This window comes from Streptomyces sp. NPDC001927 (assembly GCF_053594455.1).
On record NZ_JBSFEN010000013.1, the window covers coordinates 39657 to 58424 of the forward strand.

At 71.5% G+C, this 18768-nt stretch carries 19 protein-coding genes; 13 read left to right on the forward strand and 6 right to left on the reverse strand.

The annotated features are described in order from the left end of the window. The first annotated feature begins 30 nt into the window (after window positions 1–30). From ACWCO8_RS31300 to ACWCO8_RS31310, 3 genes are all read left to right on the forward strand, one after another. On the forward strand, window positions 31–957 hold the full coding sequence (locus ACWCO8_RS31300; RefSeq protein ID WP_451035082.1) for a proline dehydrogenase family protein: 927 nt from the start codon (window positions 31–33) through the stop codon (window positions 955–957). A 30-nt stretch (window positions 958–987) separates the two neighbouring features. Further along, entirely contained in the window at window positions 988–2619 is a 1632-nt protein-coding gene (gene pruA, locus ACWCO8_RS31305) for an L-glutamate gamma-semialdehyde dehydrogenase (protein WP_362003537.1), read from the forward strand. A 132-nt stretch (window positions 2620–2751) separates the two neighbouring features. After that, window positions 2752–2988 (forward strand): hypothetical protein, encoded by a 237-nt coding sequence (locus ACWCO8_RS31310; protein WP_451035083.1) that lies wholly within the window; start codon window positions 2752–2754, stop codon window positions 2986–2988. Here ACWCO8_RS31310 and ACWCO8_RS31315 read toward each other — a convergent pair. Next, a complete protein-coding gene (locus ACWCO8_RS31315; RefSeq protein ID WP_451035084.1) occupies window positions 2978–3871 on the reverse strand; it encodes an alpha/beta fold hydrolase in 894 nt (297 codons plus the stop codon). The genes ACWCO8_RS31310 and ACWCO8_RS31315 overlap by 11 nt on opposite strands. Window positions 3872–3989: 118 nt before the next feature. On the opposite strand from ACWCO8_RS31315, the gene ACWCO8_RS31320 reads away from it, so the two are divergent. Continuing rightward, window positions 3990–4532 carry a GNAT family N-acetyltransferase gene (locus ACWCO8_RS31320; RefSeq protein WP_451035085.1) on the forward strand — a complete coding sequence of 181 codons (543 nt, stop codon included), beginning with the start codon at window positions 3990–3992 and terminating at the stop codon, window positions 4530–4532. An 11-nt stretch (window positions 4533–4543) separates the two neighbouring features. Here ACWCO8_RS31320 and ACWCO8_RS31325 read toward each other — a convergent pair whose 3' ends face one another. Genes ACWCO8_RS31325 through ACWCO8_RS31335 form a run of 3 tightly spaced genes read right to left on the reverse strand, consistent with a single transcriptional unit; the run spans window position 4544 to window position 6682 of the window. Further along, window positions 4544–5284 carry a hypothetical protein gene (locus ACWCO8_RS31325; protein ID WP_451035086.1) on the reverse strand — a complete coding sequence of 247 codons (741 nt, stop codon included), beginning with the start codon at window positions 5282–5284 and terminating at the stop codon, window positions 4544–4546. Then, a complete protein-coding gene (locus ACWCO8_RS31330) occupies window positions 5281–5622 on the reverse strand; it encodes a PadR family transcriptional regulator (RefSeq protein ID WP_362003527.1) in 342 nt (113 codons plus the stop codon). Before ACWCO8_RS31330 ends, ACWCO8_RS31325 begins: the two co-directional genes overlap by 4 nt. Before the next feature lie 49 nt (window positions 5623–5671). Then, complete coding sequence (locus ACWCO8_RS31335; protein ID WP_451035087.1) at window positions 5672–6682, reverse strand: zinc-binding dehydrogenase; 1011 nt, start codon at window positions 6680–6682, stop codon at window positions 5672–5674. 100 nt (window positions 6683–6782) lie between these two features. Between ACWCO8_RS31335 and ACWCO8_RS31340 the strand changes: the two genes are divergently transcribed. The 4 genes from ACWCO8_RS31340 (at window position 6783) to ACWCO8_RS31355 (ending at window position 10579) form a co-directional block, all read left to right on the forward strand. Continuing rightward, a complete protein-coding gene (locus ACWCO8_RS31340; RefSeq protein WP_451035088.1) occupies window positions 6783–7694 on the forward strand; it encodes a LysR family transcriptional regulator in 912 nt (303 codons plus the stop codon). Window positions 7695–7899: 205 nt separating this feature from the next. Next, window positions 7900–8034: a hypothetical protein gene (locus ACWCO8_RS31345; protein WP_362003521.1), complete on the forward strand. Its 135-nt coding sequence runs from the start codon at window positions 7900–7902 to the stop codon at window positions 8032–8034. Between the two features lie 169 nt (window positions 8035–8203). Beyond that, the gene (locus ACWCO8_RS31350) at window positions 8204–9244 is read left to right on the forward strand and encodes a 3-isopropylmalate dehydrogenase (protein ID WP_362003519.1); all 1041 of its coding nucleotides are present in this window, start codon (window positions 8204–8206) and stop codon (window positions 9242–9244) included. A 240-nt stretch (window positions 9245–9484) separates the two neighbouring features. Next, window positions 9485–10579, forward strand: a complete 1095-nt coding sequence (locus ACWCO8_RS31355) for a branched-chain amino acid aminotransferase (RefSeq protein WP_362003517.1) — start codon at window positions 9485–9487, stop codon at window positions 10577–10579. Between the two features lie 28 nt (window positions 10580–10607). Here ACWCO8_RS31355 and ACWCO8_RS31360 read toward each other — a convergent pair whose 3' ends face one another. Beyond that, window positions 10608–12029, reverse strand: coding sequence for a cytosine permease (locus ACWCO8_RS31360; protein ID WP_451035089.1), 1422 nt, complete (start codon window positions 12027–12029; stop codon window positions 10608–10610). Window positions 12030–12230: 201 nt separating this feature from the next. Between ACWCO8_RS31360 and ureA the strand changes: the two genes are divergently transcribed. The 5 genes from ureA to ACWCO8_RS31385 all read left to right on the forward strand — a co-directional run bounded on the left by ureA (window position 12231) and on the right by ACWCO8_RS31385 (window position 17827). Further along, on the forward strand, window positions 12231–12929 hold the full coding sequence (ureA, locus tag ACWCO8_RS31365; protein WP_451035090.1) for an urease subunit gamma: 699 nt from the start codon (window positions 12231–12233) through the stop codon (window positions 12927–12929). Continuing rightward, window positions 12929–14611 (forward strand): urease subunit alpha, encoded by a 1683-nt coding sequence (locus tag ACWCO8_RS31370; RefSeq protein WP_451035091.1) that lies wholly within the window; start codon window positions 12929–12931, stop codon window positions 14609–14611. The genes ureA and ACWCO8_RS31370 overlap by 1 nt, the downstream gene beginning before the upstream one ends. Before the next feature lie 11 nt (window positions 14612–14622). Further along, complete coding sequence (locus tag ACWCO8_RS31375; protein ID WP_451035092.1) at window positions 14623–15639, forward strand: agmatine deiminase family protein; 1017 nt, start codon at window positions 14623–14625, stop codon at window positions 15637–15639. A gap of 238 nt (window positions 15640–15877) precedes the next feature. Then, window positions 15878–16423, forward strand: coding sequence for a TetR/AcrR family transcriptional regulator (locus tag ACWCO8_RS31380; RefSeq protein ID WP_362004024.1), 546 nt, complete (start codon window positions 15878–15880; stop codon window positions 16421–16423). A gap of 75 nt (window positions 16424–16498) precedes the next feature. Next, window positions 16499–17827 (forward strand): MFS transporter, encoded by a 1329-nt coding sequence (locus tag ACWCO8_RS31385; protein WP_451035093.1) that lies wholly within the window; start codon window positions 16499–16501, stop codon window positions 17825–17827. A 37-nt stretch (window positions 17828–17864) separates the two neighbouring features. Here ACWCO8_RS31385 and ACWCO8_RS31390 read toward each other — a convergent pair whose 3' ends face one another. Then, the gene (locus ACWCO8_RS31390; RefSeq protein ID WP_451035094.1) at window positions 17865–18566 is read right to left on the reverse strand and encodes a hypothetical protein; all 702 of its coding nucleotides are present in this window, start codon (window positions 18564–18566) and stop codon (window positions 17865–17867) included. Window positions 18567–18768 lie beyond the last annotated feature (202 nt).

Consider the following 18768-nt stretch of genomic DNA (forward strand, 5'->3'; position numbering starts at 1 on the left):
CTTCGTCACCCTGCCTTCCTGGAGGTCCCCGTGCTGGGTCCCGTGATCCTCGCCGCGTCCCGCAGCGACAAGATGCGCCGTTTCGTGTCGGCTGCCCCCGGGACCAAGCAGGTCGTCGACCGGTTCATCGCCGGCGAGACGGTCGACCACGTCATCCCGATCGTCCAGGACATCACCGGCCGCGGCCTGGAGGTCACCCTCGACGTCGTCGGCGAGGACATCACCACCGTCGAGCAGTCCCACGCCGCGCGCGACGCGTACCTGGAGCTCATCGGCCGCCTGAAGGAGCTGGGCCTCGGCGAGCGCGCCGAGATGTCCGTGAAGCTCTCGATGTTCGGACAAGCGCTCGAGGGCGGCCACGAGCTGGCCCTCGCCAACGTCCGCCCGGTCGTCGCGGCCGCCGCCGAGATCGGCACCACGGTCACCCTGGACGCCGAGGACCACACCACCCTCGACTCGATGTTCGCCATCCACGAGGAGCTGCGGAAGGACTTCCCGCAGACCGGCTGCGTCATCCAGGCGTACCTCTTCCGCACCGAGGACGACGCCCGCCGCCTCGCCGCCAACGGCTCCCGCGTCCGGATCGTGAAGGGCGCCTACAAGGAGCCCGCCTCCGTCGCCCTCCAGGACAAGCCCGAGATCGACAAGGCCTACGTCCGGATCATGAAGATCCTGATGGAGGGCGAGGGCTACCCGATGATCGGCTCCCACGACCCGCGCCTGATCTCGATCGGCCAGGAGCTCGCCCGCCGCGCGGGGCGCAAGCTGGACGAGTACGAGTTCCAGATGCTCTACGGCATCCGCAGCGAGGAGCAGAACCGTCTCGCCGCCGAGGGCCACCGCATGCGCGTCTACACCGCGTACGGCACCGACTGGTACGGCTACTTCATGCGCCGCCTCGCGGAGAAGCCGGCCAACCTCCTCTTCTTCGCCCGCTCCATCCTCACCAAGGGCTGAGCCCACCCCTCAAAAGGAGTTACGAGACTCATGGACGCAGTGACCCAGGTCCCCGCTCCGGTCAACGAGCCGGTGCACAGCTACGCCCCCGGTTCCGCCGAGCGCGCCCGCCTCGAGGCCAAGCTCAAGGAGCTGGCCGACAACCCGCGCGAGCTGCCGATGACCATCGGTGGCGTCAAGCGCATGGGCGGCGGCGAGCGCGTCGACGTCGTGCAGCCGCACAACCACAAGTCCGTCATCGGCACCTTCGCCGGCGCCACCCAGCAGGACGCCCAGGACGCCATCGACGCCGCCCTGGCCGCCGCCCCGGCCTGGCGCGCGATGGCCTTCGACGACCGCGCCGCGATCATCCTGCGCGCCGCCGAGCTGCTCGCCGGCCCCTGGCGCGAGACGCTGGCCGCCTCCACGATGCTCGGCCAGTCCAAGACCGCGCAGCAGGCCGAGATCGACACCCCCTGCGAGCTCGTCGACTTCTGGCGCTTCAACGTCGCCTACGCCCGCCAGATCCTCGCCGAGCAGCCGCCGGCGAACTCCCCGGGCGTGTGGAACCGACTGGACCACCGCCCGCTGGAGGGCTTCGTCTACGCGATCACGCCGTTCAACTTCACGGCCATCGCGGGCAACCTGCCCACCGCCCCCGCCCTCATGGGCAACGTGGTGGTCTGGAAGCCGTCCCCGACCCAGACCCACTCCGCCGTGCTCCTGATGGAGCTCCTGGAGGAGGCCGGTCTGCCGAAGGGCGTCATCAACCTGGTCACGGGCGACGGCATCGCCGTCTCCGAGGTGGCCCTGAACCACCGCGACCTGGCCGGTATCCACTTCACCGGTTCGACCAAGACCTTCCAGCACCTGTGGAAGACGGTCGGCAACAACATCGAGTCGTACCGCTCGTACCCGCGGATCGTCGGCGAGACCGGCGGCAAGGACTTCGTCGTCGCCCACCCGAGCGCCGACCGCGCGATCCTGAAGACCGCGCTGACCCGCGGCTCCTTCGAGTTCCAGGGCCAGAAGTGCTCCGCGTCCTCGCGTGCGTACGTCCCGGCCTCCATCTGGAACTCGGGCTTCAAGGAGGAGTTCGCGGCCGAGGTCGACGGCATCAAGATGGGTGACGTCACCGACCTGTCGAACTTCATCGGCGCCGTCATCGACGAGCGTTCGTTCGCCAAGAACAAGGCCGCGATCGACCGCGCGAAGGCCGACGCCTCCTGCACGATCGTCGCCGGTGGCACCTACGACGACTCGGAGGGCTACTTCGTCCGTCCGACCGTCATCGCGTGCACCGACCCGGAGAACGAGGTCTTCACGACCGAGTACTTCGGCCCGATCCTCGCCGTCCACGTCTACGAGGACGAGAAGTACGAGGAGATGCTGGCGCAGATGGAGTCGGTGTCGGCGTACGCGCTGACCGGCTCGATCATCGCCGGTGACCGTGCGGCCGCGGCCGACGCGATGGAGAAGCTCCGCTTCGCGGCGGGCAACTTCTACATCAACGACAAGTCGACCGGCGCCGTCGTCGGCCAGCAGCCCTTCGGCGGCGGCCGCGCCTCGGGTACGAACGACAAGGCCGGCGCCCCGCAGAACCTGATGCGCTGGACGCTGACCCGCGCGATCAAGGAGACCCTGGTCCCGCCGACCGAGTACGGCTACCCCCACATGGGCTGATGCCCCCCGGGCCGCCCTGAGGCCCACCCCTGACACCGCCCCCCTCCTGGACCCCCAACCCAGGACGGGGGCGGTTCTCATTGCGCGGGCTTACGCTGCTGGGAAGGGGAGGGCTCGACGAGGAGGTACGACATGCCTGGTTCGACGACGCTCAAGGCCGGCCACGGGGTCGACGCGATCGAGCACCTCGACGCGCAGCGGCTGACGTCCCTGATGAAGGAGATGCACCGGCTGCTGACCGAGCCGGGGCCCGACCGGCTCACGGACGCGCAGGTCGCGACCCTGGAGGAGGCCGAGGGCCACCATCGTGAGGGCTTCACCGACTGGGTGGAGCGCATGGCCCGCGACCTGGAGAAGGCTACGGCCTGACGCCCGCCCGCCGCGTGAGGAAGTCGCCGATCAGCTCGGCGATCACCGGCGCGTGGGTCTCCAGGGCGAAGTGTCCGGTGGGGAGGAGATGGACCTCCGCGTCCGGGAGGTCGCGGAGGAAGGCCTTCGCGCCCGCGGGGACGAACACCTCGTCCCCCTCGCCCCAGACGGCGAGCAGCGGGACCTCGGTGGTGCGGAAGTACTCCTGGAAGGCCGGGTAGAGCGCGAAGTTGGAGCCGTAGTCGGCGATCAGGCCCAGCTGGATCGCGTCCTGACCGTCGCGGGCCATCAGGGCGGCGTCGTGGTACCAGGCGTCCGGGCTGAGCAGCTCGCGGAACTCGGCCGGGACGCCCGTCTCGTACTGCCACTTGATGCCGTCGAGGGAGCGGATCGCACGGACCGGTGCCTCGGTCTCGGGGGTGCGCTCGGCGATCAGGGCGAGGACCGGCGCCCAGGCGTCGGCGCCGAGGCCCTCCTCGTACGCGTTCCCGTTCTGGGTGACGATCGCGGTGACGCGCTCGGGGTGGGCGAGGGCGAGGCGGAGGCCGATGGGGGCGCCGTAGTCCTGGATGTAGAGCGCGAACCGGTCGAGGCCGAGGGCCTCGGTGAACTCGGTGGTGAGGGCGGCCAGTTCGGCGAAGGTGTAGTCGAAGTCCGTGGCCGCCGGCGCCGCGCTCCGGCCGAAGCCCAGGTGGTCGGGGGCGACGAGGCGGAACCGGTCCGCGAGGCGCGGGATCAGGTCGCGGAACATGTGCGAGCTGGTCGGGAAGCCGTGCAGCAGGAGTAGGACGGGCGCGTCGGCGGGGCCCGCCTCCCGGTAGAAGATCTCGTGGCCCCGGACGGTGACGGTGCGGTGGTGGACCTGCTGCTCCGTGCTCGACATCTCTAACCCCTTGGCGTGGCGTGAGTGGTTATGAGGTGAGTCAAGCAATCCCTCTCTAACCTGTCAAGTGACTGAGAGAGGTTAGAGTGGGGGTGGCTGGGCGCGGCACACTAGGGGCATGACCGACTCACTCCACACCGCCCCCACCCACGAACTCGGTCCCGAACGGCTCCGTGCCGTACGGGAGATGCTCGACGGCGCCTTCGGTGGCGGGTTCTCCGACGAGGACTGGGACCACGCCCTCGGCGGCGTCCACGCCTGGATCGAGGACGAGCGGGGCGTCGCCGCCCACGGCAGCGTGATCATGCGGCGCGTGCTCCACGACGGCCGGTCGTACCGTGTCGGCTATGTCGAGGGCGTCGGGGTGCGCGGCGACCGGCGCCGCGAGGGGCTCGGCGGGCTCGTCATGGCCGAGCTGGAGCGGGTGATCGACGGGGCGTACGCGTTCGGCGCGCTCTCCGCGTCGGACGACGGGGCCGCGCTGTACGCGGCGCGCGGGTGGCGCCTGTGGGAGGGCCGGATCGAGGCGCTCGGGCCCGAGGGGGTCGTCCACCTGCCCGACGAGGAGGATTCGACCTACGTCCGGTCGGCGGGCGACGGGAAACTGCCCGGGCAGGCCGCCGCGCTCGTCTTCGACTGGCGCGACGGCGACGTGCTCTGAGGCGACGACCGTTACGACTTCGGGGGCGTGCCTTCTGTCGCGCGCTCCGCGGCGACGCGGCCCCGCTCCGTCTCCAGCTTCGACGTGACCAGGCCCGACACCAGGGCGCCGAGGCCCATGAGCAGCATGACGTACCCCGGCAGTCCGAGGGTCAGGCAGGCGGCGGCCGACATCAGCATCCAGACGCCGAGCAGCGCCTTGCCGCGGCGGCTCAGGAAGAGCCACTGCGCGGGCGTCGCCGGCAGGGTGTCCAGCGCGCCCGCCGGGCCCGCGCTCGCCGCCTTGGGTCGCTTGAAGTAGCCGTACACCATCCACTCGCCGCACAACTCCCAGCCCTCGGGCGAGAGTTCGGCGAGCACCTGGTCCTTCCGCCGGCCCCTGATCACCTCGCGCCGGTACTCCCAGCGCAGCGCCTGCCCCGGAGCGCGGCGGCAGACGAAGCGGCCGACGGAGTCGAGCGACTCGACCTCCCAGCCCTGGTCGCCGTGGACCGCCAGCATCCGCCGGTCGTTGAAGAGGTCCGCCGTCCATGTCCAGCTCTCGGCCTCCTCCTCGGGCGCGCCGGGCGGCGGCACGACGCCGCCGAGCTGCGCGGCGAACGCGGCGGCCGGGCCGAACTCCTCCTCGGCGGCCGTCCCCGTCTCCGCGAGGTGCGCGCGCAGATCGGCCACGGTCGAGGCGATCTGCTCCTCGGGCACCTCCGCCGTGCGCAGGGCCTCGGCCAGCTCCTCGAAGTAGGTGTCGGTCGTCATGATGTCGTTCCCCCTGGGTGCAGCATGGTCTGTACGGCGCGATGGAAGCCCAGCCAGGCCCCGCTCTCGGTCGCGAGCTCCTCGCGGCCCCGCTCGGTGAGCCGGTAGTAGCGGCGCCCGGGCCCGCGCTCGGCGGCGCGGAACTCGGCCTCGACGAGGCCGGCCTCCTCCAGTCGGTTCAGGACCGGATAGAGCGTTCCGCCCTTGATCTCGCCGAGTCCCGCCCGGTCGAGCGCCTTGGCGATCTCATACCCGTAACTCTCACCGTCGGTCAGGCAGGAGAGGACGAGCAGGTCGAGGACTCCCTTGAGCCAGCTGGATCTGCGGTCTGCGGCCATGGCTGCATTCCATCACCACCTAGGTAGGAATGCAATCTAGGTGGGTCGGCTAGCTGGATCGGGCCACCAGCATCTTCCCGGTGTTCTCGCCGCGCAGCATCCCCAGGAAGGCGTCCACGATGTGCGCGAAGCCGTCGACGACCGTCACGTCCAGCGGCAGCCGCCCGCTGCGCAGGTGCGGGACGGCGAACGCGTACAACTCCTCCTGCGCGTCCACGTGGTTGCTCACCAGGAAGCCTTCGAGCCGGATGCTCTTCTCGACCAGGTCGAAGAGGTTCCGCGGGGCCGGCGGGGGAGTGGCGAGCGAGTGGTACTGGGCGACGGCGCCGACCCAGGCGATCCGGCCGTGCTCGCGGAGCGCGGCGATCGCGGCCTCCAGATGGTCCCCGCCCACCCCGTCCAGCACGGCGTCGATCCCGGTCGGGGCCGCCTTCGCCAACAGCTCCGTCACCGGCCCCTCGTGGTAGTCGAAGGCGGCGTCGAAGCCCACCTCCTCCGTCAGGTACGCGACCTTCCGCGCCGAACCCGCGCTGCCGACCAGCCGTCCCGCGCCGAGCAGTCGCGCGAAGCGGCCCGCCGCCGTGCCGACCCCGCCCGCCGCGGCCGAGACGAACAGGTCCTCGCCCGGCTGGAGGCGCGCGATCCGGGTCAGGCCGACGTACGCCGAGAGGCCCGTACCGCCCAGGACGCTCAGGTGCGCGGCGAGCGGCACGCCGTCGAAGTCAGGGACGGCGCGCACCTCGTCCGGTGCGACGACGGAGTGCGTCCGCCAGCCCTTGCGGTGCAGGACGAGGTCGCCCGGGGAGAGCGCGGGGGTGCGGGAGTCGAGGACCCGGCCCAGCGTGCGGCCCTCCATGGGGGTGTTCAGGGTCCACAGGAAGTCCCCGTCCATCGCCTCGCGGTGGTACGGGTCCACGGACCAGAGGAGGTTCTCGACCAGCGCGGTGCCGGGTGCCGGGTCGGGCACGGGGGTCTCGACGAAGGCGAAGTGGTCCGGGGTGGGGAAGCCGTCGGGGCGGGCGGTCTGGTGGACGGTGATCATGGTGGCGTCGTGCGTCATGGGGCGACCGTAGGAAGGAATCCGGAGGCCGGGCAGTAGGTTGCTCCGATGGATCCCGCCGATCCATCGAAGCCGCTCATAGTCCGAGGTGAGAGCCGTCATGACCGACCTTGCGCCGCACGAACTGCGCATCCTCGTCGCCGTCGGGAGCGAGCGCGGCTTCTCCGCGGCGGCCGCGGCGCTCGGCATGACGCAGTCCGCCGTCTCCCACTCGGTGCGCACCAGCGAGCGGAAGCTGGGCGCGGTCCTCTTCGAGCGGGGGCGTACCGGAGCCACGCCGACGGCCGCGGGGGAGGTCGCCCTCGCGCACGCGCGGCGGGTGCTGCGGCTGCTCGACGTGATGCGGGCCGAGGTGCGGGGTGTCGACGTGCGGGGTGCCGAGGCGGGCACGGTGGCCGGGCCCCTGCGGATCGCCGCCTTCCGCAGCGCCGCACTGCATCTGCTGCCGCGCGCCCTGGAGCGACTGGCGGCCCGCCATCCGGACATCGCCCCGGAGGTGCGGATCGTACGGGAGCTGGGGCCCGGGACCGCGGGCGAAGTCCTGGAGGGGCGGGCCGACCTCGGCATCGCGACGATCGGGACGACGTCACCCGTACCGCCGCAGCTGGTCGGGGGCGTGCTGGTCGAGGAGGGGTACGCGCTGGTGCACCCGGCCGGGCACGGGGCGCCGCGCTCGCTGCCGCTCGTCGACTGGGCGGAGAACTGCACCTCGTGCACGCGCCGGTGGTGGGCCGAACAGGACTGGCTGCCGGCGGCGACCGTCGAGGCCGAGGACGACGGAGCAGTGCTCTCGATGGTGAGCAGTGGTTTCGGCATGGCCGTGATGCCGGAACTCTCCCTGATCGGAGCACCGCCCTCGGTGGAGATCACCGATCTCGGTCCGGAGCGCCCGACGCGGTCCGTCGGCTATGTCACCACCCCTGAGCTGGCGAAATCCCTCACCGTGCGGGCGCTGATCCGTGAGCTGAGGGCTGTGCGGCAGCCGGAGCGAGTCGATCACCGTCTCAGATAGTAGGAAGTCCGAGTAACTGTGGAGACAGATGCGCCCGGCTGTCCTAGCTTTGTAGGAGCCGAACGTCTCGCTCCATCAGCGAATGGCGGTCGTGAGCGCGCTGCCCCTGTGCAGGCAACCCCTGCGGGCCCGCTCCCCGCCCCTTCCGGCGCCTTCGATCACCACTGATCTCGGATCACCACTGATCTCAAGGAGTCGATCCCCCATGGCCGCTGAGACCGCCCGTCGAGTCCGCCACTCCGTCGCCCGCCCGAGCGCCGACGACGCCCGCAAGAACGCCGCCGCCGCCCTCCAGCGCGCCCTCGACCGCCGTGACAACGGCGGCTCGACCGGCCACTGACCGCCGCCGCACCCCGTCGTGGTGCCCACGCTCGCCGAGCGCGGGCGCCACGCGGGCGCGCCGCGGCAACGCGATGCGCCGCAACGCGATGCGCCGCGACGCGACCCGCCCGCCGTCCGCATCGTGGACAATGAGTGTCAGTCGATGGGACGAGGAGTAGGGTGCCGACATGTCTCACAGCATCAATCTCGCAGTCATTCCCGGCGACGGCATCGGCCAGGAGGTCGTGGCCCAGGGGCTCAAGGTCCTCGCTGCCGCGCTCCCGCAGGATGTGAAGCTGGAGACGGAGGAGTACGACTTCGGCGCCAAGCGCTACCACGCGACCGGTGAGACCCTCACCGACGCCGACGTCGAGAACCTCAAGCGCCACGACGCGATCCTGCTCGGCGCGATCGGCGACCCGTCGGTCCCGTCCGGTGTGCTGGAGCGCGGCTTCCTGCTGAAGCTCCGCTTCCTCTTCGACCACCACGTCAACCTGCGGCCGTCGAAGTTGCTCCCGGGCGTCTCGACCCCGCTCAAGGGCGCGCCCGAGATCGACTTCATCGTGGTCCGCGAGGGCACCGAGGGCCCGTACACCGGCAACGGCGGCTCGATCCGCACCGGCACCCCGCACGAGGTCGCCACCGAGGTCTCCGTCAACACGGCCTTCGGCGTCGAGCGCGTCGTCCGTGACGCCTTCGCCCGCGCCCAGGCCCGCCCGCGCAAGAAGCTGACGCTGGTCCACAAGAACAACGTCCTGGCGTACGCGGGTCACCTCTGGACCAACATCTTCAACAAGGTGGCCGAGGAGTTCCCCGAGGTCACCACGGACTACCTGCACGTGGACGCGGCGACGATCTTCCTCGTCACGCAGCCCGAGCGGTTCGACGTGATCGTCACCGACAACCTCTTCGGCGACATCATCACGGACCTCGCCGCGGCCGTCTCCGGCGGCATCGGCGTCGCCGCCTCCGGCAACATCAACCCGAGCGGCGAGTTCCCGTCCATGTTCGAGCCCGTCCACGGCTCCGCGCCCGACATCGCGGGCCAGGGCAAGGCCGACCCGACGGCCACCGTGCTCTCCGTCGCCCTCCTCCTGCGCCACCTCGGCTACGAGACCGAGGCCGGCCGTATCGAGGCCGCCGTCGCCGCCGATCTGACCGAGCGCGGCGACTCCGTCCGTACGACGGACGAGATCGGCGACGCGCTCGCGGTACGCGTAGCGAGCTGACCCGCCGACTGAACGACACACAGCCGCCGGGTCGCACTCAGCGCCCGGCGGCTGTACCTATGCGGTCGCAGGGTGCCACCATCAACCCTGGACCGCATCACACCGTTTCCCGCACGGCTCTTCACGGGCGATAATCGAACGTGGGGCCGCGGCATGCGGGAAAGCTCGGACGTCCTAGCAGAGCACTGATAGCGGCGTGAGCGCGGTCCGTCACACACAACCGGTGAAGGACTACCACTGATGACGACGACGCCCACGATCGAGCTCAAGCCCTCCTCCAGCCCGCTGTCCGACGCGGAGCGCGAGGCGATCCTGGCCAACCCCGGGTTCGGCCGCCACTTCACCGACCACATGGTGACCATCCGGTGGACCGAGGGCCGCGGCTGGCACGACGGCCAGCTCGTGCCGTACGGCCCGCTCTCCCTCGACCCGGCGACGAACGTCCTGCACTACGCCCAGGAGATCTTCGAGGGCCTGAAGGCCTACCGCCGCCCCGACGGCTCCGTCGCGACCTTCCGCCCGGACGCCAACGCCCGGCGCTTCCAGGCCTCCGCGCACCGGCTCGCCATGCCGGAGCTGCCCGTCGAGACCTTCATCGAGGCGTGCGACGTCCTCGTCCAGCAGGACAAGGCGTGGGTCCCGGCGCACGGCGGCGAGGAGTCCCTCTACCTGCGCCCGTTCATGATCGCGACCGAGATCGGCCTCGGTGTGCGGCCGGCGAACGAGTACCTCTTCGTCGTCATCGCCTCGCCGGCCGGACCGTACTTCCCCGGTGGCGTGAAGCCCGTCTCCATCTGGCTCTCCGAGGACCGCGTCCGCGCCGTCCCGGGCGGCATGGGCGACGCCAAGACCGGCGGCAACTACGCGGCCTCCCTGCTGGCCCAGGCCGAGGCCGCCGGGAAGGGCTGCGACCAGGTCGCCTACCTCGACGCCGTGGAGCACAAGTGGGTCGAGGAGCTCGGCGGGATGAACCTGTACTTCGTGTACGGGGACAGGATCGTCACGCCGACGCTCACGGGCTCCCTCCTCGCGGGCATCACCCGTGACTCGCTCCTCCAGCTGGCCAAGGACCTCGGCTACACCTCCGAGGAGGGCCGGGTCTCCATCGACCAGTGGCAGGCCGACAGCGAGAACGGCACCCTCACCGAGGTCTTCGCCTGCGGCACGGCCGCGGTCATCACGCCGGTCGGCACGGTGAAGTCGGCGCGCGGCGAGTGGCAGCAGTCGGGCGGGCAGCCCGGCGAGGTCACGATGAAGCTCCGCGACGCGCTGCTGGCGATCCAGACGGGCAAGTCCGAGGACGTGCACGGCTGGACGCACCAGCTGGGCCAGTAGTCGGCAGCTCTGTCGGCAGTTCTCTCGACTAGTCGACCAGGACCTCCGGGGCTGTCCGCGCGGCGCGCGCGGCCCCGGAGGCGGGCGTCAGTACGGCGTACAGCGCCCCGCCCACCAGTCCCGACAGCACGAAGCTGCAGTCGATCCCGCCCGTCAGGGCCAGCAACGGCCCCTCGTACAGCGGCGTCGACACCGCCGCGAGGCCCACGCCCGCACCCAGCGCCCAGGAGACCGTCGCGCGCGGGTGCCAGCCGGCCGTGTACCAGTACGCGCCGCCCCGCGCCCGGCGGTTGTAGACCTGGAGCGCCTCCGGGTCGTACGTGCCCTTGCAGCGGGCGTGACCGATCAGCGTGATCACCGCCCACGGTGTGCCGATCGCCGTGAGGAGCAGGACGAACGAGGTCATCGCCGACTGCGCGTCCGAGGCGAAGTGGCCGAGGAAGACGAAGGCCGTCGCGACCGCCGCCACCACGAGCGTCGCCCGCGCCCGGGTCGCCCGGGGCAGGATCGCGTCCAGGTCCAGGCCCATCGAGTACAGCATCAGACCCGCGTTGCCGACCGTGCCGGCGGTCGCGGCGAGCAGCAGTGGCAGCACGTACCAGGCGGGGGAGGCCGCGACGAGCGGGCCCGCGTAGTCGAGGGCGCCGCGCGCGGCCAACGCCGTGTACGTACCGAAGAGCTGAGGGATCAGCAGGCCGGCGACCAGGCCGATACAGGTGGTCCGCCAGACGGTCCTGGAGCTGTACCGCGCGGGGGATATGTAGCGGGTGTAGTCGCCGAGCAGGGTGATGAAGGCGACCGGGCCGCTGAGTCCGGCGGCCACCGCCGCGAGCACCCACGTCGGCCAGAACGAGCCGAGCAGATACGGGGTGTCGGCCACCGGGGCCGTGGTGAGGTCGCCCCCGTACGCGACCAGGCCGAGGCCGAGGAGCAGGGTCATGCCGATCGCGAGCGCCTTGCTGAGCCGGAGCAGCAGGCCGTAGCCGTACACCGCGCCGACGACCGTGCAGGCGGCGAGCACCGCGTAGACCACCGCGTGCGTGGCGCCGCCGGTGGGCAGGCCGGTCAGCCGGGCGAGCGTGCCGACCACGACGTCCCCGCCGATCCACAGCGTCAGGGCCGTGTAGCCGAGGGAGAGCAGCAGCCCCACCACCGAGCCGACGAGCCGGCCGCGTACGCCGAAGAAGGCGCCGCTGGAGGTCGAGAGGTTCGTCGCGGTGCGCAGCGAGACGAGCGCGAGCGGGGCGGTCACGGCGACGCCGACGAGCGTGCCGGTGACCACGGCGCTCACGGACGCCCAGAGGCCGAGGCCGAAGGAGACCGGCAGCCAGCCGAAGACGATCACTCCGAGGCAGAGGTTCGAGCCGAGGAGGATGGCCAGGAGGTCACGCGGGCCGCTGGTGCGTTCCGCTTCGGGGATGGTGTCGACTCCGCGCTGTTCGATCGGCATGGGCGCTCCTGCGGGGCAAGCGGGCGGACGGATGTCAGGGTCGGGTGCCAGAGACAGCTGCCGGGAGCAGGTCTCAGGGGACCGGTTCGCGAGTGCGTTTTAGAGTGGCGCTCAATGTGACGCACTACTGTCGCGTACGTCAATCCTTGGATACCTCGCGTTCAGCATTTAGAGTGTCGCTCAAACAGGAGGTGTGTGGACGTGCGACTGACCCCCACGGAACGCGACCGGCTGCTGCTCTTCGGCGCCGCCGAGCTCGCGCGGGCCCGCCGGGCCCGGGGCCTTCGGCTCAATGTGCCGGAGGCGACGGCCCTCATCGCGGACACGGTCTGCGAGGCGGCCCGCGACGGCCGACGGCTCGCCGAGGCGATCGCCGCGGCCCGGTCCGTGCTGGGCCCCGACGACGTGCTGCCGGGTGTGGCCGATGTCGTCACCGAAGTGCATGTCGAGGCCGTTTTCGACGACGGCTCGCGGCTCGCGGTCGTCTCCGACCCGATCGGCGGCCCCTCCCTGGGCGACGGCGCCCCGGGCGCGCTGCTGCCGGGCCCCACCGAGGCCGAGGAACCCCCAGCGGTGGTCCTCACGGTCCGCAACACCGCGACCGTGCCGGTCAGCGTGACCTCGCACTTCCACTTCTTCGAGGCCAACCCGCGCCTGGACTTCGACCGCGCCGCCGCCTACGGCATGCGGCTCGCCGTCCCCGCCGGGTCCTCGTTCCGCTTCGACCCGGGCGGCGAGGCGGAGGTCGGCCTTCTCCCGATCGGCGGCGCGCGGATCGCCATCGGATTCGCGGGCCTGGTCGACGGCCCGCTGGACGCGCCCGGCGCGAAGGACGAGGCCCTGCGGCGCGCGGCGGCCTGTGGCTACCTGGGCGTGGAGCTCACCGAGGAGGGCGAGTGATGGACCCGTACGAGTACGCATCGGTGCACGGACCCCGTGCGGGCGACCGGGTCGTCCTGGGCGACTCCGGGCTCGTCGTCCGGGTCGAGTCCGACTCCCAGAAGCCCGGCGACGAGTTCCTGGCCGGCTTCGGCAAGACCGCGCGCGACGGACTTCACCTCAAGGCCGCGGCCGTCCGCGAGACCTGTGACGTCGTGATCAGCAACGTCCTCGTCATCGACGCCGTCCAGGGCATCCGCAAGGTGTCGATCGGTATTCGCGAGGGCCGGATCCACGCCATCGGGCGCGCGGGCAACCCGGACACCCTCGACGGTGTCGACGTGGTCGTCGGCACCGGCACGTCGATCGTCTCCGGCGAGGGGCTCATCGCCACCGCCGGTGCCGTGGACACCCATGTCCACCTGCTGTCCCCGCGCATCATGGAGGCCTCCCTCGCCTCTGGTGTCACCACCATCATCGGACAGGAGTTCGGGCCTGTCTGGGGGGTTGGCGTCAACTCGCCATGGGCCCTGAAGCACGCCTTCAGCGCGTTCGACGCCTGGCCGGTCAACATCGGCTTCCTGGGTCGGGGTTCGTCCTCGGATCCGGCGCCGCTGGTCGAGGCGCTCGCGGAGGGTGGGGCGTCCGGGTTCAAGGTCCACGAGGACATGGGCGCCCACACCCGCGCGCTCGACACCGCGCTGCGGGTGGCGGAGGAGCACGATGTGCAGGTCGCGCTGCACAGCGACGGCCTGAACGAGTGCCTGTCCGTCGAGGACACGTTGAAGGTCCTGGACGGGCGGACCATCCACGCGTTCCACATCGAGGGCTGCGGCGGCGGCCACGTACCCAACGTCCTGAAGATGGCGGGCGTACCGAACGTCATCGGCTCCTCCACCAACCCCACGCTCCCCTTCGGCCGCGACGCGGTCGCCGAGCACTACGGGATGATCGTCTCCGTCCACGACCTGAAGACCGACCTGCCCGGCGACGCCGCCATGGCGCGGGACCGGATCCGGGCGGGGACGATGGGCGCGGAGGACGTCCTGCACGACCTGGGCGCGATCGGGATCACCTCCTCCGACGCGCAGGGGATGGGAAGGGCCGGCGAGACCGTACGCCGGACCTTCGCCATGGCCGGGAAGATGAAGGCCGAGCTGGGCCCGATGGAGGGCGACGGCGCGCACGACGACAACGCGCGCGTGCTGCGCTACATGGCCAAGCTGACCATCAACCCGGCGATCGCCCACGGCCTCGCGCACGAGATCGGCTCGATCGAGGTCGGCAAGATGGCCGACATCGTGCTCTGGAGGCCCCAGTACTTCGGCGCCAAGCCCCAGATGGTGCTGAAGTCCGGCTTCCCCGCGTGGGGGGTCGTGGGCGATCCGAACGCGGCGACCGACACCTGCGAACCGCTCGTCCTCGGGCCGCTGTTCGGCGCCCACGGGTCGACCCCGGCCGACATCTCGGTCGCGTTCGTCGCCCAGGCGGCCGTCGACCTCGGCTCCGACCGGCTGCCGACCCGGCGCCGTCGTGTCGCCGTCCGCGGGACCCGGGGCATCGGCCCCCGTGACCTGCTCCTCAACTCCCGTATCGGCCAGGTGGGGGTGGACGGCCGGACCGGACTCGTGTCGCTGGACGGCGACCCGATCCGCTCCGAACCGGTCGAATCCATGTCCCTGAACCGTCTCTACTTCCTCTGAGGACTCCTCCCATGACCTTCCGAATGCCCGCCGAGTGGGCCCCGCACGAGCGCACGTGGATGGCCTGGCCCGGCCCCAACCCCACCTTCACCAACGACGAGGAGCTGGCCGCCGCCCGCACCGCGTGGGCCTCCGTGGCCCGCGCCGTACGCCGCTTCGAGCCGGTCACGGTCGTGGTCGGCCCCGGCCAGCTGGACTCCGCGCGCGCCCTGCTCGGCGACGCCATCGACCTGGTCGAGCGCGAGCTGGACGACGCCTGGATGCGCGACATCGGCCCCACCTTCGTCAGCGACGGCACCGAACTGGCCGCCGTGAACTGGGTGTTCAACGGCTGGGGCGCGCAGGACTGGGCCCGCTGGGAGCACGACTCCAAGATCGCCTGCCACGTCGCCGACCTCGCGGGCGTACGGGTGGTCAACAGCCCCCTGGTCAACGAGGGCGGCGCGATCCACGTCGACGGTGAGGGAACGGTCCTGCTGACCGACACCGTCCAGCTCGGCCCGGGCCGCAACCCCGAGTGGAGCCGCGCCGAGGTCGAGGCGGAGATCCACGCCAAGCTCGGCACGACCAAGGCGATCTGGCTCCCGCACGGCCTGACCGGCGACTACGGCCTGTACGGCACCCAGGGCCACGTCGACATCGTCGCGGCCTTCGCCCGGCCCGGCACCGTGGTCGTCCACAGCCAGCAGGACCCGGCCCACCCGGACTACGAGCGCTCGCGGATGTACGTCGACATCCTCAGCCGCCAGACGGACGCCAAGGGCCGGCAGCTGGAGGTCGTGGAGATCCCCGCCCCGACCGTCCTGAAGGACGAGGAGGGCGACTGGGTCGACTACTCGTACATCAACCACTACCTCTGCAACGGCGGCGTGGTCCTGTGCGGCTTCGACGACCCCAACGACGAGATCGCGGCGGGCATCTTCCGCCGGCTGTTCCCGGAGCGGATCGTCACGCTCGTCGACGCGCGCGCGATCTTCGCGGGCGGGGGCGGCATCCACTGCATCACCCAGCAGCAGCCGAGGGTCTGACCCGCGGCTCCGGTCGGCGACGGCCGCACGCGGGGCGACCGCGTGCGGCCTCGTCGCCTCCCGGGAGGCACGGGTCCGCGACACCGAGGCCGAGACGATCGGGTAGAACGTACGAGTGAGCAGCATCAGCCCGAATTCCTCCGCTTCCTCCTCCGGGTCCTCCCCGGCGTCCTCCGCCGCCGCGCGCCGCCGTCGCAACCAGGCGGCGCCTCCCCGGGAGGACGTCCTCGCCGCCGCCATGGCCACCGTCGCCGAGCGCGGGCTCGACGGGCTGACCATGGCCGGGCTCGGGCGCGAGGTCGGGATGAGCAGCGGGCACCTGCTCTACTACTTCCGCACCAAGGACGAACTGCTGCTCCAGACCCTGGAGTGGAGCGAGGGCCGGCTCGGCGCCGAGCGCAGCGCGCTCCTCTCCCGGCCCGGAAGCTCCGCCGAGCGGCTCGACGGCTACGTCGACGTCTACGTGCCGGACGGCCCCCGCGACCCGCACTGGACGCTCTGGCTGGAGGTCTGGAACCGCTCCCAGAACGCCGACGACGACGCGCGCGCCCGGCAGGCCGCCATCGAGGGCGCCTGGCACCGCGACCTCGTCGCGCTGATCGCCGAGGGCGTCTCGCGCGGCGAGTTCCGGCCCGTCGACCCCGACCGGTACGCCACCCGGATGCGCGCCCTGCTCGACGGGTTCAGCGTCCATGTCGCGGTCGGCATCCCCGGCACCAGCCGCGAACAAGTCCTCGCCCACGTGCGGGAGTTCGTGGCGGAAACCCTGCTGCTGCGACCGTAACGTACGCAAGTAGACCTGATCGTTGCCGCGTACACCCTTGTTGCGCCCGCTTCACGTCCGGCACGGTTCCGGATCATGGGACGAGAGCACTGGAAGAAGATCTGGGTCGGGTCGGCCGGCAACATGGTCGAGTGGTTCGACTGGTTCGTGTACGCGAGCTTCGCCACGTACTTCGCGGGGGCGTTCTTCCCCGAGGGCAACGACACCGCCAAGCTCATGAACACCGCCGGCATCTTCGCCGTCGGCTTCTTCATGCGCCCCGTCGGCGGCTGGCTGCTCGGCCGGGTCGGTGACCGCAAGGGCCGCAAGGCGGCGCTCACCCTGACCGTGACGCTGATGTCCGCCTCCGCCGTACTGATCGCCGTCGCCCCGACGTACTCCGTCGCAGGCTACGGCGGCGCGGCGGTCCTGCTGATCGCGCGCCTCCTCCAGGGCCTCTCGGTCGGCGGCGAGTACGCCGCCAGCGCGACCTATCTGACGGAGGCGTCGGCGCCGCAGCACCGCGGCTTCGCCTCCAGCTTCCAGTACGTCTCGATGACCGCGGGACAGATCCTCGGCCTCGGCCTCCAGATCGTCCTCCAGCGCACCATGTCCGCGGAGGCGCTGCACAGCTGGGGCTGGCGCATCCCGTTCATCATCGGCGCGCTCGGCGCGGCCGTCGTCTTCTACCTGCGGCGGAACATGCTGGAGACGGAGGTGTACGAGGAGACCGCCGACGACGGCGTGGCGCAGGGCGAGAAGGGCACGATGAAGGCGCTGTGGGCGCACAAGCGGGAGGCGTTCCTGGTCATCGCGCTCACCATGGGCGGCACGGTGGCCTACTACACGTACACCACCTATCTGACGAAGTACCTCTCCAACTCGGCGGGTCTGCCGAAGCAGACGGCGACCCTGGTCTCCTTCTGCGCGCTGATCGTCTTCGCCTGCCTGCAGCCGCTCGCCGGCCGTCTCTCGGACCGGATCGGCCGCCGGCCGCTGCTGATCACCTTCGCGCTCGGCTCGACCTTCCTGACCGTGCCGATCATGACGATGCTCCAGCACGCGGGCTCCTTCTGGCCGGCGTTCGGCCTCTCGCTGCTCGCGCTGGTCGTCATCACCGGCTACACGTCCATCAACGCGTGCGTGAAGGCGGAACTCTTCCCGACCGGTATCCGCGCGCTGGGCGTCGCCCTCCCGTACGCCATCGCCAACGCCCTCTTCGGCGGCACGGCGGAGTACGTGGCCCTGTGGTTCAAGGACGCGGGCATCGAGTCCGGCTACTACTGGTACGTGGCGGGCTGCGCGGCGGTCTCGCTCATCGTGTACCTGACGATGCGGGAGACGCGGGACATCGACCTCGGGAGGGTCGGGCGGCAGGAGCGGGAGCGCGAGCCGCTCGTCAAGGAGGGCGTGCGGCAGGGCTGAGGACCGGTGCGCCCCGGGGTCGGTGCAGGTCCCGGGGTCACTGCTGCGAGGCGGCCTCCAGCCGCTGCTGGAGCTTCTGGAGGATGTCGGTCGAGCTGCTGGTGAGCGTGGCCGCGTTGGCCCGTGTCTCGTAGGCGATCACGCTGACCACGGTGGCTCCCTGCCGACCGGTGTGCAGGACGTAGGGCAGGTCGGTCTTCGCGCCCGCGCCGTCCGCCGTCTGGGTGCCCTCCTCGGTCGTCACCTGTTCCAGGCCGGCGACGTCCGGCGCCGTGGCCTGTCGGACGTCCGCCCAGCGCACCTTGTCGAACTGCTGCGTCGGGCAGCGGCGCGTCGTCTCCTGCGAGTCGTCCATGAACGACTCGGCCGTCGCCACGTCCGCGAACACGCGGACGTCGGTGGTCCCGACGAGTTGCGTCTGGTTGTTGACGACCGAGCGGGCGACCGCGGCGAGGGTGCCCGACCGGGCCGCCTGGGTGAACCCCTTGCAGTCCTTCGACACCTCGTACTCGCTCGCGGGGTCCTGTTCGTACGGGTCGCCCCGCTTGTACGCGGGCCCCCAGTCCTCGGGCCGAAGGGCCACGGCGACCGCGAGGGTGTGGGCCCTCGCGCGGGCCGCCTCGTCGTCCAGCGCGACGGAGGGCGACGGGGACGTGCTCGCCGCCGACCCGCCGTCGTCGTCACCGCCGCCCTGGAGCAGCGCGACCAGCGCCACCGCCAGGCCGAGGGCGACGACCACGCCCGCCCCGGCGATCAGGAGGGTGCGGCGGCGTCGGCCGTCCGGGGGAGGGGGCTCGGAGCCGTCGGGGGGAACAGGGGGGATGCCCCCGCCGCCCGAGCCAGGGGGGACGTTCCCTCCGCCCGAACCGGGCGGCGTGTGCCCACCGCCCGAGCCGGGCGGGATGCTGCCACCGCCCGAGTTCGGGCCGAGTGGCCCGGGG

Excerpts from the sequence above, each read along its gene's own strand:
- pruA (WP_362003537.1), top strand. The coding sequence starts at position 988 with ATGGACGCAGTGACCCAGGTCCCCGCTCCGGTCAACGAGCCGGTGCAC.
- ACWCO8_RS31310 (WP_451035083.1), top strand. The coding sequence starts at position 2,752 with ATGCCTGGTTCGACGACGCTCAAGGCCGGCCACGGGGTCGACGCGATC.
- ACWCO8_RS31385 (WP_451035093.1), top strand. The coding sequence starts at position 16,499 with ATGGGACGAGAGCACTGGAAGAAGATCTGGGTCGGGTCGGCCGGCAAC.
- ACWCO8_RS31340 (WP_451035088.1), top strand. The coding sequence starts at position 6,783 with ATGACCGACCTTGCGCCGCACGAACTGCGCATCCTCGTCGCCGTCGGG.
- ACWCO8_RS31375 (WP_451035092.1), top strand. The coding sequence starts at position 14,623 with ATGACCTTCCGAATGCCCGCCGAGTGGGCCCCGCACGAGCGCACGTGG.
- ACWCO8_RS31345 (WP_362003521.1), top strand. The coding sequence starts at position 7,900 with ATGGCCGCTGAGACCGCCCGTCGAGTCCGCCACTCCGTCGCCCGCCCG.
- ACWCO8_RS31315 (WP_451035084.1), bottom strand. The coding sequence starts at position 3,871 with ATGTCGAGCACGGAGCAGCAGGTCCACCACCGCACCGTCACCGTCCGG.
- ACWCO8_RS31325 (WP_451035086.1), bottom strand. The coding sequence starts at position 5,284 with ATGACGACCGACACCTACTTCGAGGAGCTGGCCGAGGCCCTGCGCACG.
- ACWCO8_RS31380 (WP_362004024.1), top strand. The coding sequence starts at position 15,878 with ATGGCCACCGTCGCCGAGCGCGGGCTCGACGGGCTGACCATGGCCGGG.
- ACWCO8_RS31330 (WP_362003527.1), bottom strand. The coding sequence starts at position 5,622 with ATGGCCGCAGACCGCAGATCCAGCTGGCTCAAGGGAGTCCTCGACCTG.
- ACWCO8_RS31320 (WP_451035085.1), top strand. The coding sequence starts at position 3,990 with ATGACCGACTCACTCCACACCGCCCCCACCCACGAACTCGGTCCCGAA.
- ACWCO8_RS31335 (WP_451035087.1), bottom strand. The coding sequence starts at position 6,682 with ATGACGCACGACGCCACCATGATCACCGTCCACCAGACCGCCCGCCCC.
- ACWCO8_RS31360 (WP_451035089.1), bottom strand. The coding sequence starts at position 12,029 with ATGCCGATCGAACAGCGCGGAGTCGACACCATCCCCGAAGCGGAACGC.
- ACWCO8_RS31355 (WP_362003517.1), top strand. The coding sequence starts at position 9,485 with ATGACGACGACGCCCACGATCGAGCTCAAGCCCTCCTCCAGCCCGCTG.
- ACWCO8_RS31350 (WP_362003519.1), top strand. The coding sequence starts at position 8,204 with ATGTCTCACAGCATCAATCTCGCAGTCATTCCCGGCGACGGCATCGGC.
- ACWCO8_RS31370 (WP_451035091.1), top strand. The coding sequence starts at position 12,929 with ATGGACCCGTACGAGTACGCATCGGTGCACGGACCCCGTGCGGGCGAC.